Annotated in this window: 16 protein-coding genes and 1 riboswitch; of the genes, 7 read left to right on the forward strand and 9 right to left on the reverse strand. The window is 60.4% G+C overall.

Annotated features, from left to right (window positions below):
• Positions 1-4: 4 nt before the first annotated feature.
• Together apaG and metZ are read right to left on the reverse strand one after the other, a co-directional pair.
• On the reverse strand, positions 5-454 hold the full coding sequence (gene apaG / locus RLW41_RS11295) for a Co2+/Mg2+ efflux protein ApaG (protein ID WP_024275115.1): 450 nt from the start codon (positions 452-454) through the stop codon (positions 5-7).
• Positions 455-462: 8 nt separating this feature from the next.
• Positions 463-1,674, reverse strand: a complete 1,212-nt coding sequence (gene metZ / locus RLW41_RS11300) for an O-succinylhomoserine sulfhydrylase (RefSeq protein ID WP_409561836.1) — start codon at positions 1,672-1,674, stop codon at positions 463-465.
• Positions 1,675-1,744: 70 nt separating this feature from the next.
• Positions 1,745-1,823: riboswitch (SAM riboswitch) on the reverse strand.
• 138 nt (positions 1,824-1,961) lie between these two features.
• Here metZ and RLW41_RS11305 point away from each other — a divergent pair.
• Entirely contained in the window at positions 1,962-3,086 is a 1,125-nt protein-coding gene (locus RLW41_RS11305) for a 2'-deoxycytidine 5'-triphosphate deaminase (protein WP_414461475.1), read from the forward strand.
• Positions 3,087-3,175: 89 nt separating this feature from the next.
• Here the strand turns inward: RLW41_RS11305 and RLW41_RS11310 are convergent, their stop codons facing one another.
• Entirely contained in the window at positions 3,176-3,529 is a 354-nt protein-coding gene (locus RLW41_RS11310; protein WP_414461476.1) for a DUF1428 domain-containing protein, read from the reverse strand.
• A 90-nt stretch (positions 3,530-3,619) separates the two neighbouring features.
• The gene (locus RLW41_RS11315; protein WP_414461477.1) at positions 3,620-3,946 is read right to left on the reverse strand and encodes an ArsR/SmtB family transcription factor; all 327 of its coding nucleotides are present in this window, start codon (positions 3,944-3,946) and stop codon (positions 3,620-3,622) included.
• Positions 3,947-4,102: 156 nt separating this feature from the next.
• Here RLW41_RS11315 and RLW41_RS11320 point away from each other — a divergent pair, with 156 nt between their 5' ends.
• A complete protein-coding gene (locus tag RLW41_RS11320; RefSeq protein ID WP_414461478.1) occupies positions 4,103-4,876 on the forward strand; it encodes an SDR family NAD(P)-dependent oxidoreductase in 774 nt (257 codons plus the stop codon).
• 226 nt (positions 4,877-5,102) lie between these two features.
• Positions 5,103-5,441: an HU family DNA-binding protein gene (locus tag RLW41_RS11325; protein WP_013945692.1), complete on the forward strand. Its 339-nt coding sequence runs from the start codon at positions 5,103-5,105 to the stop codon at positions 5,439-5,441.
• Between the two features lie 423 nt (positions 5,442-5,864).
• On the opposite strand, the gene dapE is transcribed toward RLW41_RS11325, so the two are convergent.
• Genes dapE through dapD form a run of 3 tightly spaced genes read right to left on the reverse strand, consistent with a single transcriptional unit; the run spans position 5,865 to position 8,634 of the window.
• Positions 5,865-7,037, reverse strand: coding sequence for a succinyl-diaminopimelate desuccinylase (gene dapE / locus RLW41_RS11330; RefSeq protein WP_414461479.1), 1,173 nt, complete (start codon positions 7,035-7,037; stop codon positions 5,865-5,867).
• Positions 7,034-7,789, reverse strand: a complete 756-nt coding sequence (locus RLW41_RS11335) for a hypothetical protein (protein ID WP_414461480.1) — start codon at positions 7,787-7,789, stop codon at positions 7,034-7,036. Before RLW41_RS11335 ends, dapE begins: the two co-directional genes overlap by 4 nt.
• A 2-nt stretch (positions 7,790-7,791) precedes the next feature.
• Positions 7,792-8,634 (reverse strand): 2,3,4,5-tetrahydropyridine-2,6-dicarboxylate N-succinyltransferase, encoded by an 843-nt coding sequence (dapD, locus tag RLW41_RS11340; RefSeq protein ID WP_414461481.1) that lies wholly within the window; start codon positions 8,632-8,634, stop codon positions 7,792-7,794.
• 263 nt (positions 8,635-8,897) lie between these two features.
• Between dapD and RLW41_RS11345 the strand changes: the two genes are divergently transcribed.
• Positions 8,898-9,152 carry a hypothetical protein gene (locus RLW41_RS11345; protein ID WP_013945697.1) on the forward strand — a complete coding sequence of 85 codons (255 nt, stop codon included), beginning with the start codon at positions 8,898-8,900 and terminating at the stop codon, positions 9,150-9,152.
• 160 nt (positions 9,153-9,312) lie between these two features.
• On the opposite strand, the gene RLW41_RS11350 is transcribed toward RLW41_RS11345, so the two are convergent.
• Entirely contained in the window at positions 9,313-9,960 is a 648-nt protein-coding gene (locus RLW41_RS11350; RefSeq protein ID WP_414461482.1) for a TlpA family protein disulfide reductase, read from the reverse strand.
• Between the two features lie 38 nt (positions 9,961-9,998).
• Between RLW41_RS11350 and argH the strand changes: the two genes are divergently transcribed.
• From argH to lysA, 3 genes are all read left to right on the forward strand, one after another.
• Positions 9,999-11,408, forward strand: coding sequence for an argininosuccinate lyase (gene argH / locus RLW41_RS11355; protein ID WP_414461483.1), 1,410 nt, complete (start codon positions 9,999-10,001; stop codon positions 11,406-11,408).
• A 60-nt stretch (positions 11,409-11,468) separates the two neighbouring features.
• The gene (gene lptM, locus RLW41_RS11360) at positions 11,469-11,693 is read left to right on the forward strand and encodes an LPS translocon maturation chaperone LptM (RefSeq protein ID WP_013945700.1); all 225 of its coding nucleotides are present in this window, start codon (positions 11,469-11,471) and stop codon (positions 11,691-11,693) included.
• 78 nt (positions 11,694-11,771) lie between these two features.
• The gene (gene lysA, locus RLW41_RS11365) at positions 11,772-13,049 is read left to right on the forward strand and encodes a diaminopimelate decarboxylase (RefSeq protein ID WP_414461484.1); all 1,278 of its coding nucleotides are present in this window, start codon (positions 11,772-11,774) and stop codon (positions 13,047-13,049) included.
• 9 nt (positions 13,050-13,058) lie between these two features.
• On the opposite strand, the gene RLW41_RS11370 is transcribed toward lysA, so the two are convergent.
• Positions 13,059-14,342: an EAL domain-containing protein gene (locus RLW41_RS11370; RefSeq protein ID WP_414461485.1), complete on the reverse strand. Its 1,284-nt coding sequence runs from the start codon at positions 14,340-14,342 to the stop codon at positions 13,059-13,061.
• Between the last annotated feature and the right edge of the window lie 272 nt (positions 14,343-14,614).

Raw genomic sequence — 14,614 nt, forward strand, 5'->3', positions numbered from 1 at the left:
CCGGTCAGTTCATGCTGCGTCGGGTATAGGGGCTATCGAGCGAGAACGCGGGAATGGCCACTTCGAAAAGCTGGCCAGCCTCGTCTGTCATCTGATAGCTGCCGACCATGATACCTTGCGGCGTCTTGAGCGGGCAGCCCGACGTGTAGTGAAATGCCTTGCCTGGCTCGATGACCGGCGTCTGGCCGACGACGCCGGCGCCGCGCACTTCCTCGGTGCGGCCGTGCGCGTCGGTGATCCGCCACATGCGCGAGCGAAGCTGCACGGTCTCGTTGCCGTCATTGGAGATTTCGACGGCGTAGGACCAGACGAAATGGCTGTCCTCGGGAGAGGACTGCTCTTCCATGTATTTCGGCTCGACGCGAATGCGGATGCCGCGCGTCGTCGATTCATAGGCGTGGAAGTCGTCAGCGGCCTGCCGTTTTGTCGGCGTTGTCGGCGTACTTTTGCTCATGGCTCCCGTCACCCCGTCATCGTCTTCATCGCATTTGCGAGATCGTCCGCCAAATCTTCAGCGGCTTCAAGTCCGATCGAAAGACGGATCATACCATCACTAATGCCGAGTTCCGAGCGCTGGTCGGGCGTCAGGCGGAAATGCGTCGTTGTGGCCGGATGCGTAACGAGGCTCTTGGCGTCGCCGAGATTGTTGGAAATACGGATGATGCGGAGCGCGTTAAGGCACCGGAATGCACCGGCTTTACCGCCTTCGACCTCGAAGGCGACCATCTGGCCGCCGCCCGGCATCTGCTTGGCTGCAAGCGCCGCCTGCGGATGGTCGGCGCGGCCAGGGTAAATCACACGCGTCACGCCTTTGAGGCCGGTCAGCACGTCGGCGATCTTGGCTGCCGTTTCGCATTGGGCTTTCACGCGGATCGGCAGTGTTTCAAGGCCTTTCAGCATGACCCAGGCGTTGAACGGGCTCATTGACGGGCCGGTCTGGCGCAGCCATTCCTGGACATACTTGCCGACAAAGTCGGTCTTGCCGAGCACGGCGCCGCCGAGGCAGCGGCCCTGGCCGTCGATGTGCTTCGTCGTGGAGTAGACGACGATATCGGCGCCGAGCGCCAGCGGCCGTTGCAGCATCGGGGTTGCAAAAACATTGTCCACGATCGTGAAGATGCCGTTGTCGCGGGCGATTTTGCAGACGCCGGCGATATCGACGAGTTCGAGCGTCGGGTTCGACGGCGTCTCGAAGAAGAACATCTTGGTATTCGGGCGAATGGCTGCCTTCCACGCGTCGAGGTCCTTGCCGTCGATCAGCGTCGCCTCGATGCCGAAGCGCGGACACAATGTTTCGACGATGTAACGGCACGATCCGAACAGCGCGCGGGCGGCGACGATGTGATCGCCGGTTTTGACGTAAGACAGGATCGCGGCGGTGACGGCGGCCATGCCGGTCGCAGTGGCGCGGCATTCCTCAGCGCCTTCGAAGATCTTCAGGCGATCTTCGAACATCGAAATCGTCGGATTGCCGAAGCGGGTGTACTGGTAGCCTGGATCTTCCTGCTTGAAGCGGGCTTCGGCCTGCTCGGCGCTGTCGTAGACGAAGCCTTGGGTCAGAAACAGGCCTTCCGACGTCTCGCCCCAGTGCGAGCGGGTGATGCCCGCATGCACGAGCGCCGTCTCAGGCCGCCAGGCTGGATTGTTGTTCGGAAACTTCTCGTCATTCGCCATCGGCTTGGCCTTTCGCGCAATAAAAATCCCGGTTCCGAGCTGCCGGCTGATAAAAGCCGGGCGCGGGAAACCGGGTGCGCGCACGGCCTCTTTAGCGATTTATTTAACGTGGCTGCAAGCCGGCCGGCCAAAGGACCACGAAATCGGGGTCGGACTTACCGCCCGCGGTCGGTTGCGTCAAGAGGTGGACTTGAGGGGCCAGCAAAGCGTGTATGGTGAAGATTGCTGCCCTTGGCGAAGACTTGCGGCTGCTCTAGACGGGGTGCGAAGGGGCCGAGCCAAAGCGAATGACGAAAGCAGAAAAATCCACGTCAGTGCATAAACGGCGCGAGCGCGCGGTCGGTATTCTGCCGTCGCAGGCGATTTCGCACATGATCGCGGACGGGGAGGTCGTGCTGGCGGAGCCGCCCGCGGAAGGGCAGGTACAGCCTGCAAGTCTCGATCTGCGACTTGGCGCGGTTGCCTATCGCGTGCGTGCGAGCTTCCTGCCGCGCCCGGGCGGCAAGGTGCAGGGCAAGCTCGATGAACTTGCGTTACACACGATCAGCCTCAGTCAAGGCGCGGTTCTCGAAACGGGCTGCGTCTATATCGTGCCGCTGCTCGAAACGCTGGCGTTGCCGGCCGACATCGAAGCCTCGGCAAATCCCAAAAGTTCGACCGGAAGACTTGATGTTTTTACCCGCGTGATCGCCGACGGCGTCGGCGCGTTCGATCAAATTCCGCGCGGGTATCACGGGCCGCTTTATGCCGAGATCTGTCCGCAGACGTTCCCTATCGTGGTGCGCAAGGGATCGCGGCTGTCGCAGATCCGTTTTCGCAATGGACCGGCGGCCGACAGCGACGAGGTGCTGCGCGAGCTTCATGCCAAGGAGCGATTGGTCTCGGCGGTGAACGCCGATATTGCGGGCGGTATCGCATTGACCGTCGATCTTGCGGGCGATGGAGACGGCTTGGTCGGGTTTCGCGCGCGGCGGCACACTGGTGTCGTCGATGTCGATCGCGTCGGCGCCTATCCGATCGAAGACTATTGGGATCCGATCCACGTCAAGGATAAGCACCGGCTGATCCTAGATCCAGATCAGTTCTATATTCTGGCGTCGAAAGAAGCTGTGCATGTGCCGCCGACACACGCGGCCGAGATGGTGCCGTTCAACCCGCTGGTCGGCGAGTTTCGTGTGCATTATGCGGGTTTCATGGATCCGGGCTTCGGACATGCAGCGGCGGGTGGCAACGGATCACGCGTCGTGCTGGAAGTACGTTCGCACAAGGTGCCGTTCATTCTCGAAGACGGGCAGATCATTGGCAGGCTGATCTACGAGCGCATGATCGAGACGCCCGCGACGCTCTACGGGCAGGGCCTCAAGTCGAACTATCAAGGCCAAGGTCTGAAGCTCTCGAAGCATTTTAAATAGGATCCGTTGATTGCGATTGGCGACTTGGCTTCGCCAAGCTGGCCGCCAATCGCGGGCTCTTTATTGACGCGGATGCGTCGGCGAAAGCGCTACATCTCGATGATTGGTTTGAAGCCGCCGTAGATCAGGCGTTTGCCGTCGAAGGGTGTGACTTTCATCAGGGTGGCGAAGCGCGGATCGTTCATCACCTTCTTGTTCACGGCGTCTCGGTGCGCGCGCGAATTGAAGACGATCCAGGAAAAGACGACGACCTCGCCGTCCTTCAGTTTGACGGCCTTCGTAAACGACGTGTGCTTGCCGGGCGGGACGTCATCGCCGACGCATTCGACGTAGGCTAGCGCGCCGTGCTCGCGCCAAACCTTACCGGCTCGTTTCGACAGCTTGCGGTAATCTTTCAATCGCTCGAATGGGACCGGCACGACAAAACCGTCGACGTAGCTCATCTTTCTCTCCCTAGCGGACCGTAATGTCCGCTCTGGAGATAGGTATCGCCGCGCGTCCGCCAAATAGTTGCTGTCAGACAACGGGCCGTTTTAGCGCTTCTTTGATTTCTCGCTGGCTTTGAGGATCGAGGCGACAACGCCCGGAAAACGCTTGTCGAGTTCTGCGCAACGCAGCGAATTGACGACTTCGGTGCCGCGACGCTCGGAGCGGATTAGGCCCGCTTCGCGCAGCACCTGGAAATGATGCGACTGCGTCGATTTCGGCAAATCGGCCGGCGCGGCCTTGGAACAGTTCATGGCGCAGCCGCCGGTCGCCAGCGTTTTCACGATCTCAAGGCGTGTCGGATCGGCGAGCGCATAGAGCACGCTCTCAAGTGTCACGTCTTCAACTGCGGGATGAACGAATGGCCTCTGCATAAGCAAAACATAGCCACGAGAATGTGAGATTTCAATAGTTCGGAGATCTTGAACTACTGGATTAGGGCATTATCTCCTGCATCGTCCGGGGCGCCTGTCGGATGGGCCGGCCAACCTTAGAAGGACAGATCGTTTGAGAAAAAACGCGAGAAGAACATGTCCAAATCTCTTGCCGGAAAGATCGCAGTCGTCACTGGCGCCAGCCGTGGCATTGGGCGCAGCATTGCCGAAACGCTCGCGGCGGAAGGCGCGCTGGTTGCCGTCCATTATGGAAAAAGCAAAGCCGGGGCCGATGAAGTCGTCGCAAAGATCAAGGCCAGCGGCGGGGATGCCTTCGCAGTCGGCGCCGATCTGACGAAGAAGGGCGCAGCGCAGGCGTTGTTCGCCGGCGTCGATCAGGAGTTGAAGCAGCGCACGGGCGACACCAGGTTCGATATCCTCGTCAACAATGCGGGCATTGCGCCGTTCGTCGGTTTCAACGAGACGACCGAAGACGTTTTCGATGAGATCTACAACGTCAACGTCAAATCTCTGTTCTTTATCACGCAAGAAGCGGTCAAACGTCTCAAAGACAACGGGCGCATCATCTCGACATCTTCCGGTGTCGTCCGCACGCCGCTTCCGGCCGTTGCAGCCTATTCGATGCTCAAAGCTCCTCTCGACAATCTGGCGAAATCCTTGGCGGTGGAACTCGGACCGCGAGGCATTACCGTCAACACCGTGGCGCCGGGCGTCATCAATACGGATATGGCTGCCGATTTTGTCAGCAATCCCGAGGGGCAGGCATTTGCGATCGGGAAGCAGGCACTGAAACGTATCGGCCAGCCCGAAGACGTCGCCGATGTCGTCGCCTTTCTGGCCAGTTCGAAGTCGCGTTGGATCACCGGTCAGACGGTCGATGTCACCGGCGGAAGCGTGCTGACCTTCTGATCTTTCGTCCCTACTTTCCCCTGTCGTTCATCCCTTCAGACGCCAAAATCCCGCATTTTGGCGTTTTTTTGCGTCCAAGCGCTATGTCGCGCTTGCTTTCGGGCAACAAATGCTGCTCTTTTCGCCGACCTCATTCGAAAAAGGCCCTAAAACAGCGTGTTTTTGGACTTTGTCGATGTAGTGTTCGAACTGAAAGCGATTCGCATTCGCATCAAGAGGGATGACAATGGCAAAGGCAGCAGCGCCAGCAAAGAAAGCACCAGCCAAAGCGCCGGCTAAGGCTAAGATCGATACCGTCACGTTGAAGCACATGGCCGCGACGCTCGCGGAAACGCATGAGATTCCGAAGAAGCAGTCGGTTGCGCTGCTCGAAGATCTCGTTGCTCAGATCGCGAAGAACCTCAAGAAGGGCGCGCGCATCCGTATCGGTGGCCTCGGCGTTCTCCAGGTTCGCAAGCGCCCGGCACGCATGGGCCGCAACCCGGCAACGGGTGAAGCCATCAAGATCAAGGCTTCGAAGAAGATCGCTTTCCGCGCCGCGAAAGAGCTGAAAGAGTCGATCTAAGACTCGGCCTCAGCGGGGTTGAATTCGAAAAGGCCGCCGGAGCCACGGCGGCCTTTTTTGTTGGCGCCGACGACTCCGCTTCGCGGAGCCGGCCGTCGGCGCGGGCATGTTGAAACAGTCGACGGTGGTCGGGCGACACGCATTCCGCGCGCCGGCCGCCCGAAACGGAAGTTTTGTTGGCGCTGGCGACTCCGTTTCGCGGAGCCGGCCGCCAGCGCGGGCATGGTCAGGTAGTGGCGCGTTCAGTGGCGACGCGCATTTCGCGCTGTGTACCACCGTCATGCCGACGAGGTCGGCACTCAGACAAGTTTCAAAATGGCCAGTGTTGCTAGTTGACTGGATCCCGGCCTGCGCCGGGGTGACGTTGGGAGTGTTTCACACAACCAGCCCCCCGCAGGGGAGCCGTGGGCGCCGAGAAAAGCTTCAGCCGTTGCGGAAATAATTTGTAATGAAGCGTTCGTAGATCGTCGTCAGGGTTTCGAGGTCGGAGATGCTCGTGTGCTCGTCGACCTGATGGATCGTGGCGTTGACGAGGCCGAACTCGACCACGGGGCAAATATCTTTGATGAAGCGTGCATCCGATGTGCCGCCGCCGGTCGTCAGCGCGGGCGTCCGGCCGGTGACGGATTTCACCGCGTCTTTCAGCGTGGAAACGAGCGGGCCGGGCTTCGTCAGGAAGACGCCGCCGGTACCGGAAAATTCAAGATCGTATTTGGCGTCGACTTCTTTTGCAGCGGCGGCGACCGTCTTGCTGACCCAGTCTTCGATCTTGGGGCGCGTCCAGGCGTCGTTATAGCGAATATTCGCGCGCGCCACCGCGCGGCCGGGGATGACGTTCGTCGCCGTGTTTGGCACGGAGATGACCGTCACCTGCAAGTTCGACGGTTGGAAGTTTTCGGTGCCGTCGTCGAGTTTCGTGGTCGACAGCCGGTCGATGATGCGCGCGAGCTTCGGCACCGGATTGTCCGCGAGCTGCGGATAGGCCGAGTGGCCCTGCTTGCCGTGCACGATGAGATCGATCGTCAGCGAGCCGCGCCGACCGATGCGGATTTCATCGCCTAAAGCTTTCGGGTTTGACGGTTCGCCGACGAGGCAGGCATCGACGACTTCGTCACGTGCTTTCAGCCAGTCGAGAATTTTCATCGTGCCGTTGATCGACGGGCCTTCTTCGTCGCCCGTGATGATGAACGAGAGCGAGCCGCGCGGCAGGCCGTTATAGTGATGGATGTACTTCATGGCCGCGGCGAGAAACGCTGCCACGCAGCCTTTCATATCGACGGCGCCGCGGCCGTAGAGAATACCGTCGCGCACTTCTCCGGCGAATGGGGGGACCGTCCAGGCCGCTTCGTTGCCGACGGGGACAACATCGGTATGGCCCGCAAACGAAAGATGCGGTCTGCCGGTACCCAGGCGCGCATAGAGGTTATCGACGTCGGGCGTGCCGGGTTCCGAGAACACGAGACGGTGGCACGTGAAACCGGCCGGTTCGAGCACGTTTTGCAGCAGCGTCAAAGCGCCGGCTTCGTCGGGCGTGACGCTTTCGCAGCGAATGAGAGCCTGCGCGAGTGCTACGGGATCTGTCGGAACGAGGGTCATGATAAGCCGGGATTTCTAGAGGTCTGTTCAATCGATGGCAATGGTACGTCGCGGCCGTAGAGCGTTTCGATGATCGTAATTTTTTGCCAAATCTTATTCGACAGTTCCGATGTCAGCCGTTCCAGATCGCCTACCGTATCGACGATGACCGAGTCACTCAGCCGTTCGGCATAGAGAGCGGAGCATTTCGCGGTCAGCGACAGCATCTCGGAACAGTAGTCTAGATAGCGCACAAGTTCGATGGGCGTCAGGTTGCGGACGGGCGAGGGTTCTGTTCGTACTGCGCCCATAGCGCTCGGGTCTTTGGTCAATTGGTGCATGTCGATGACGTGCACGATGGAGCGAAGCTCGTGCAGTGCACTCAAGGCGCGGGCGCGCTTCCAGCGGGTTTCGAGCGTCGAGACGAAGAAGGCGCCGCCGCCCAAGAGCACAACGAGATTAAACAGGGCGTCCAGACCCTGCACCGCTTCTGAGAGTTCGTCGGTGCCTTTGAGGGCAGAAATCTGCGATGTGAAGTAAAGCAGCATCGCCAGCGCTGCGCCGATCATGACAATCAAAAGCAGGCGCAGCATCCAGTTCGGACGCGAGACGTATTCGATGCGTTGCGACGTTTGTTTCGCAACGTCGATCAGGCTGTCGCAAACGCGCGACAGGCCCGATCCGGGAAATCGAGACGAGATGCGCAGCTCGAGCCTTTCGAGCGTTTCCACGATTTTCGCGGGGTCGAGGGCTCGGTAGCTGCGCGGCGCCACGATCAATCCCGCAAGAGTTCGTTGATGCTGGTCTTCGAGCGGGTCTTAGCATCGACGCGCTTGACGATGACGGCACAGTAGAGGTTCGGGCCCGGCGCGCCGTTGGGCAGCGGCTTGCCCGGCATCGTTCCCGAGACGACGACGGAATAGGGCGGCACCTTGCCGAAGAATTTTTCACCCGTGGCGCGGTCGATGATCGTCGTCGAAGCGCCGAGGTAGACGCCCATCGACAGCACGGAGCCTTCGCCGACTTCGACGCCTTCGGCCACCTCAGCGCGGGCGCCGATGAAGCAATTGTCTTCGATCACGACCGGACCGGCCTGGAGCGGTTCCAGAACACCGCCGATGCCGGCGCCGCCTGAAATGTGGCAGTTCTTACCGATCTGCGCGCAGCTTCCGACCGTCGCCCAGGTGTCGACCATGGTGCCGCTATCGACGTAGGCGCCGAGATTGATAAAGGCGGGCAGCACGACCGCGCCCGGCGCGATGTAGGCCGAGCGGCGGACGACGGCGCCGGGCAGGACGCGGAAACCGCCCTTGCGGAAATCAGCTTCGGTCCAGCCCGCGAACTTCGGCGGCACCTTGTCCCAGAAGAAGCTGCCGGCCGGGCCGCCCGAGATCATCTCCATGTCATTGAGGCGGAAGGACAAAAGGACGGCCTTCTTCAGCCACTGGTTGACGGTCCATGCGCCGTTCACCTTCTCGGCGACGCGGGCCTGGCCGTTATCCAGCAGGGTCAGAGCCGTTTCGACGGCGTCGCGGACTTCGCCTTTTGTGTCGAACGAAATGCCGTCACGGGCCTCCCATGCCGCTTCAATGGTGGATTTCAGCGCATCGTTCGTCATGGGAAGTCTTCTCCAAGGGCTGGCTATCGTCATTCGCGACGCGCCTTGTCGCCTCTTGGACGTGGGGTGTCAATTTCTGCCTGACCCTCGGCTTGTCTATTCCTGGCTGACCCGAGAGGCCGCTCACGGAGCATCCGTGCGAAAGGTGCTGAAAATCGGTTGCGTTCGGGCTTCGGTGTGATTCCGCCCGCATATCGAATCTGGCATGGTTCGCCCTCGTCGGACCGCGCCTCTGCGGCCGCTGCAACAAGGAAGCGATGTCCATGGCGAAATCGGAAAGCACGAGCAAGAAAGTCGCGTCGGCTGCCTCGAAGGTTTTGAAGAGCAAGACGGCGACGAAGGCGGAAAAGGCGGTTGCGGCTTCGGCGCTGACGCAGAAGGGCAGCACGGAAACGACCAGCGCCAAGGTGGCTTCCTCGGCAGCTAAAATCTTGAAGAGCAAGACGGCCAGCAAGGAAGCCAAGTCGGCGGCGGCTTCGGCCCTGACGCAGAAGGTCAAGGCGGCGAAGAAGAAGTAATCTTCAAGGAACTGGCGTCGTCCTCGGGCTTGTCCCGAGGATTGATTGAGCAATTGCCCGGGCGAGAACATGAATCCTCGGCATAAAGCCGAGGATGACAATTGCTTTCGGTAAGGCCGCTGTTTGCAAGAGCGGTGGGATGAACCCGAGCTGTGCGGGCTTAATTGATCGCGGTTTCGATGAGCTTTTTGGCGTCAGCGGAATCCCATTTCGCCGAGCCTGCCAGGCGACCGACTTCCAAGCCATCCTTGTTGATTAGGATCGTCGTCGGCATGCCGATCAGCTTCAGGGCCATGCCCTGTTTCGCCGTCGGATCGGCGTAGAGGTGCACGTCGGTGGCTTTCAGCTCGTCGAGGAATTTGCGGGAGGCTTCGTAGCCGCCGCGGTCAAGGCTGAGTGTCACGACCTCGAATTTGTCGCTGCCCATTTCCTTTTGCAGCTTGTTCAGCGCCGGCATTTCTTCGCGGCAAGGCCCGCACCACGTTGCCCAGAGGTTCAACAGGATCGTCTTGCCCTTGAGGCTCGACAGGTGAACTTCCTTCCCGGCGGCGTCCTCGAAGGTGATGTCGGGGAGCGCTTCGGGCGGCTTCTTCGTCACAAATGCCGCCATCTCGCCGAGCTTGAACGACGAGTTGCCCGACGCGCCGACGGCCGGAGCGGATGAATCCTGGGCTGCGGCACTAGAAATCTCTGTCGCTTTGTTGTCGAACCAGCCCCCGATGACGTATACGGCGCCGAACCCGGCAAGCGCCGACAGCGCCACGATCCAAAGTGCTTTCTGCGGCCGTGCCTTGCTGTTCGCTGCCATCTGCTAACCTTGTTCGTTTCTCTGATACGGAGCCGTTCGTGACCGACAAGCACGCCAATGCCATGTGGGGTGGCCGTTTTGCAATGTCTCCCGCGGAGATCATGCAGGAGATAAATGCCTCGATCGGCTTCGACAAGGCGCTTGCCCCGCAAGACATTCGCGGCTCGAAGGCGCATGCGGAGATGTTAGCCGAAGCGGGCATCATCACGAAGGCCGACGCGCGCGAGATTGCAAAGGGTCTGGACAAGATCAAGGCGGAGATCGACGCTGGGACGTTCACGTTTTCGCGTGCGCTCGAAGACGTGCACATGAACGTCGAGAGCCGTCTTAAGGATCTTATCGGTGCAGCGGCGGGGCGGTTGCACACGGCGCGCTCGCGCAACGACCAGGTTGCGACCGATTTCCGGCTCTTTGTGCGCGATGCGATTGACGGCATCGACGTGGCGCTTGCCGCGGTCCAGCAGGCGCTGGCGGAGAAGGCGGAAGCGCATGCGGCGACCGTCATGCCCGGCTTCACGCATCTGCAACCCGCGCAGCCTGTGACGTTCGGTCATCATCTTCTGGCCTACGTCGAAATGATCGCGCGCGATCGCGGCCGCTTTGCCGATGCGCGCAAACGTCTCAATGAAAGTCCGCTTGGGTCTGCGGCGCTGGCGGGAACGTCATTCCCTATCGACCGTGAAAAGACAGCCGAGTCGCTGGGCTTCGACCGCCCGATGGCGAACTCGCTCGACGGCGTGTCGGACCGCGATTTCGCGATGGAGACGCTGGCGGCTGCCACCATTACAGCGGTGCATTTCTCGCGGCTTGCAGAAGAAATCGTGATCTGGATGACGCCGCAGTTCGGCTTCGTGAAGCTTTCCGACCGCTTCACGACGGGCTCGTCGATCATGCCGCAGAAGCGCAATCCGGATGCGGCCGAACTGGCGCGCGCCAAGGTTGGGCGCATCGCGTCGGCGTTCCAGGGCCTCGTTATCGTGATGAAGGGGCTGCCGCTCGCCTATTCGAAGGACATGCAGGAAGACAAGGAGACGACGTTCGACGCGCTGTCGAGCCTGCGTCTCGTGATGGCGGCGATGGCGGGCATGATCTCCGACCTCGAACCCAATGCGGACGCTATGCGGGCTGCTGCAGGGCGCGGTTATTCGACGGCGACCGATCTTGCCGACTGGCTCGTTCGCGAACTCAAGATGCCGTTCCGCGAGGCGCACCACGTCACGGGCTCGATCGTCAAGGCGGCGGAGACGAAAGGCATTGATCTCGAACAGCTTTCACTCGAAGAGATGCAAAAGGTCGAGCCGCGTATCACAAAAGCCGTATTCTCGGTGCTGTCTGTGGAAAACTCGGTGAAAAGCCGGACCAGTTATGGGGGAACCGCGCCACAGAACGTCGCCAAAATGGCGCGCCAGTGGCTTCGGCGGTTGGAAAAGGCCCGGCAGAAGGGCTAAGTACCAGGAAGGGTTGCCCGCAGGCTTCGCGGGTTGAGGGGTTTTGGAGTGAATTTGGGCATGGCCGCGCTTTTGCGCTGCATGAGGACCTGGGGGACCATGGTGCTGCTTGGCGCTGTGGCCGCAGGTTTTGCGGGTTGCGGCGTTAAGGGGCCGCTGGAGCCGCCGCCGGGCGCTAAGGCGTCGGGCGAGGCCAAATCGGCGGATGCCGCCGACCCCGGCAAGAATTCGGACGCGCCGCCGAAACCGCACGAGAACTTCATCCTCGATCCGCTGCTGCGATAGGCGCTTTTTTAGCGCCGTCTTGACCTTTCCTGCATTTTCCGGTGAAGCGGACGTTTCTCATCCGCTAGAAGCGCTTCCATGCATCATTTTCAATACAAGTCCGGCCTCCTTCACGCGGAGGATGTGAGCCTCGCACGCATCGCTGACGAGGTTGGCACGCCCTTCTACTGCTATTCGACGGCGACGTTGGTGCGCCATTACGAAGTTTTGTCGAAAGCGTTCAAAGGGCAGAACGCGCTGATCTGTTTCGCGGTCAAAGCCAATTCCAACCAGGCCGTGCTGAAGACGATGGCACGGCTCGGTGCGGGCATGGACGTCGTGTCGGAAGGCGAGCTTCGTCGCGCACGCGCCGCGGGCGTTCCGGCGTCGAAGATCATTTTCGCGGGCGTCGGAAAGACGCGGGGCGAGATGGCCTATGCGCTGGAAGAAGGCATTCTCGGTTTCAACGTCGAGAGCGAGCCGGAACTCAAGGCGCTGAGCGAGGTTGCGACGGCGATGGGCCGGACGGCGTCGATCGCCATTCGCGTCAATCCGGACGTCGATGCCAAGACGCATGCGAAGATTTCGACGGGCAAGGCCGAGAACAAATTCGGCGTGCCCTATGCCGATGCGCGACGGCTTTATGCCGAGGCGGCGAAGCTTCCGGGCATCAAGATTTCCGGCATTCATATGCACATCGGTAGCCAGATCACCGATCTTGCGCCGTTCCGCGATGCGTTCCGGCTGATGGCCGATCTGGCGCGCGATCTCAAGGGCGATGGCTTGGGCCTGGAGCATCTCGATATTGGCGGCGGCCTCGGCGTGCCTTATCGCGGCGCCAACGACATTCCGCCGACGCCCGATGAATACGCGGCTGTCGTCAAGGAGACGCTTGGGCCGCTCGGCCTCAAGATCGTGATGGAGCCGGGGCGCATGATTGTCGGCAACGCCGGCGTGCTCGTGACGAAAGTCAGCTACGTCAAGGAAGGTACCGACAAGACGTTCACGATCGTCGATGCGGCGATGAACGATCTGATCCGCCCGACACTCTACGAGGCTTATCACGATATCTGGCCAGTCGCCGAAGCCCGCAGCGAACTTGCGCCCATCCAGCAGGATATCGTCGGGCCGGTATGCGAGACAGGCGATTATCTCGCCGAAGACCGCGCGCTGCCCCCTTTCGAGACCGGCGACCTGATTTCTGTGATGACCGCGGGGGCCTATGGCGCGGTGATGTCGTCGACCTACAACAGCCGCTTGCTCATTCCGGAAGTGCTAGTCGATGGCGACAAGTATGCGGTCGTCCGGTCTCGCCCGAGCTATGACGATCTGATCGGCGCGGATCACCTGCCGCCTTGGCTCTCGACCGACCGGTAAGGCTGGCGATCAGCTAGTCCCAGCATTGAATTGGGATTGCGAGCCCGAGCTGCAGCCTGGGCACCTTCGAAGCACGGGCGGATGTTTTCTAAACGCGACTGCGCCTTCCAGCACGCGTTGGCAGCTCTCCAAAGGCGCTTCGGTGTCGAGGGAAACGCCTGAAAAGCCGATAACCTCGCCGGTGAGATCAACAACCCTCGTGCATATCACGCGAAGGTGCCTGTCGCCGTGGACGTAATTTTCTGTGATCGGTTCGTCGCTGAGCAGAGACTGATTGAGGATGCGTTTCACCGTTGCCAAGGTCGGTCCGCTCATGACGTCCGAGATGGTTTTCCCCTCTAGCTCGCTGCCCGTCATGTTATGGATGCTTGCGAACCGATCGTTGGCCCGCACGTGCCGGAAGCTTAGATCCAAGAAACAAAGGCCAACAGGTGCTTGCTTGTAGAGCGTGGCTAACTGGTGAAGCTGCTGAAACGGCGAGACATCGAGTGGTACGTCGACTTCGCTTGTCGATGAGAGAACTTGCAGCGCCCGCCTAGCTTCATCTTTCGATGTTGGTCTGCCGTAGAGCCAGCCCTGGCCTAGGTTGCATCCTAAGTCTCGCAACACACCTTCCTCTCTCGAGGTTTCGACGCCTTCGGCCACCACCGTAATCCCCAGACTTTGGCCTAGTCCGATAATGGCAGCCGCTATGCGCCGCTTGCTTCGGTCGCGGTCGAGACCTCGGACGAAACAGGCGTCGATCTTGAGCTTGCGAAAGGGGAAGGCCTCAAGGCGCGCCAAGCTCGAATAGCCAGTTCCGAAATCGTCGATCGCGACTTTGATGCCCATGTCGTCGAGTTCGTTGAGATTGGCGTAGGCACCCTCCACGTCCGAAATGAGCGAACTCTCCGTGACCTCTACCTGGAAGCGTGCAAGGGGGAAGCCGGTCGACTGGACGGTTTCGGCGAGCTCGACCGGGAAACCCTTGCCGACCAACTGCTTGGGCGAAAGGTTGAAGGCCAGAAAGAACTGGCCGGGCCAGTCTGCGGCGGCAGGGCATGCCGAATACACGAGATGGTTGAAAAGCTTATCGATCTGATCGTGCTGTTCCAGGAAGGGAATAAACGTTGCTGGGCTGATCTCGCCGGCTTGAGGATCGGTCCAGCGCGCCAGAACCTCGAAGCCTCGCAGGCCGCCTGATTGAATATCGACAATTGGCTGAAATGCCGGCCAAATATGCCCATTTTGAAGGGCGAACGCCAAGCGGGCGCTAACGGCGTCGGCACCTTGTGAATTCACTTCAGAGAGCATAACGATCCTTTGGTGCCCGAACGCGCCCCGTATTGAATCGTCCGCCGGCATCCTAGTAGGAGTGCTGACAGTTTTGGTCGGCAGGGTCAATCTGCGGTTGCTCAGACGACGGAGTTTTCGCGCAGGCGAATTGACGCTCTGCGACAACTTGTGGTGGAGTGGAGATTATTTCCGCCGCAGGAACGACGTCGGCACAAGCTTGTTCTTCCGGCTCACGTGCCCCTTCCAAAATCAGGGAAGTTGCATTTTGTTAACGTGCCAAGGCTGGTCCT

This window comes from Hyphomicrobium sp. DY-1, assembly GCF_047497105.1.
Taxonomy (GTDB): domain Bacteria; phylum Pseudomonadota; class Alphaproteobacteria; order Rhizobiales; family Hyphomicrobiaceae; genus Hyphomicrobium_B.

Coding starts and splice junctions, on each gene's coding strand:
- apaG (WP_024275115.1), bottom strand. CDS start 454: ATGAGCAAAAGTACGCCGACAACGCCGACAAAACGGCAGGCCGCTGAC.
- metZ (WP_409561836.1), bottom strand. CDS start 1,674: ATGGCGAATGACGAGAAGTTTCCGAACAACAATCCAGCCTGGCGGCCT.
- RLW41_RS11305 (WP_414461475.1), top strand. CDS start 1,962: ATGACGAAAGCAGAAAAATCCACGTCAGTGCATAAACGGCGCGAGCGC.
- RLW41_RS11310 (WP_414461476.1), bottom strand. CDS start 3,529: ATGAGCTACGTCGACGGTTTTGTCGTGCCGGTCCCATTCGAGCGATTG.
- RLW41_RS11315 (WP_414461477.1), bottom strand. CDS start 3,946: ATGCAGAGGCCATTCGTTCATCCCGCAGTTGAAGACGTGACACTTGAG.
- RLW41_RS11320 (WP_414461478.1), top strand. CDS start 4,103: ATGTCCAAATCTCTTGCCGGAAAGATCGCAGTCGTCACTGGCGCCAGC.
- RLW41_RS11325 (WP_013945692.1), top strand. CDS start 5,103: ATGGCAAAGGCAGCAGCGCCAGCAAAGAAAGCACCAGCCAAAGCGCCG.
- dapE (WP_414461479.1), bottom strand. CDS start 7,037: ATGACCCTCGTTCCGACAGATCCCGTAGCACTCGCGCAGGCTCTCATT.
- dapD (WP_414461481.1), bottom strand. CDS start 8,634: ATGACGAACGATGCGCTGAAATCCACCATTGAAGCGGCATGGGAGGCC.
- RLW41_RS11345 (WP_013945697.1), top strand. CDS start 8,898: ATGGCGAAATCGGAAAGCACGAGCAAGAAAGTCGCGTCGGCTGCCTCG.
- RLW41_RS11350 (WP_414461482.1), bottom strand. CDS start 9,960: ATGGCAGCGAACAGCAAGGCACGGCCGCAGAAAGCACTTTGGATCGTG.
- lptM (WP_013945700.1), top strand. CDS start 11,469: ATGGCCGCGCTTTTGCGCTGCATGAGGACCTGGGGGACCATGGTGCTG.
- lysA (WP_414461484.1), top strand. CDS start 11,772: ATGCATCATTTTCAATACAAGTCCGGCCTCCTTCACGCGGAGGATGTG.
- RLW41_RS11370 (WP_414461485.1), bottom strand. CDS start 14,342: ATGCTCTCTGAAGTGAATTCACAAGGTGCCGACGCCGTTAGCGCCCGC.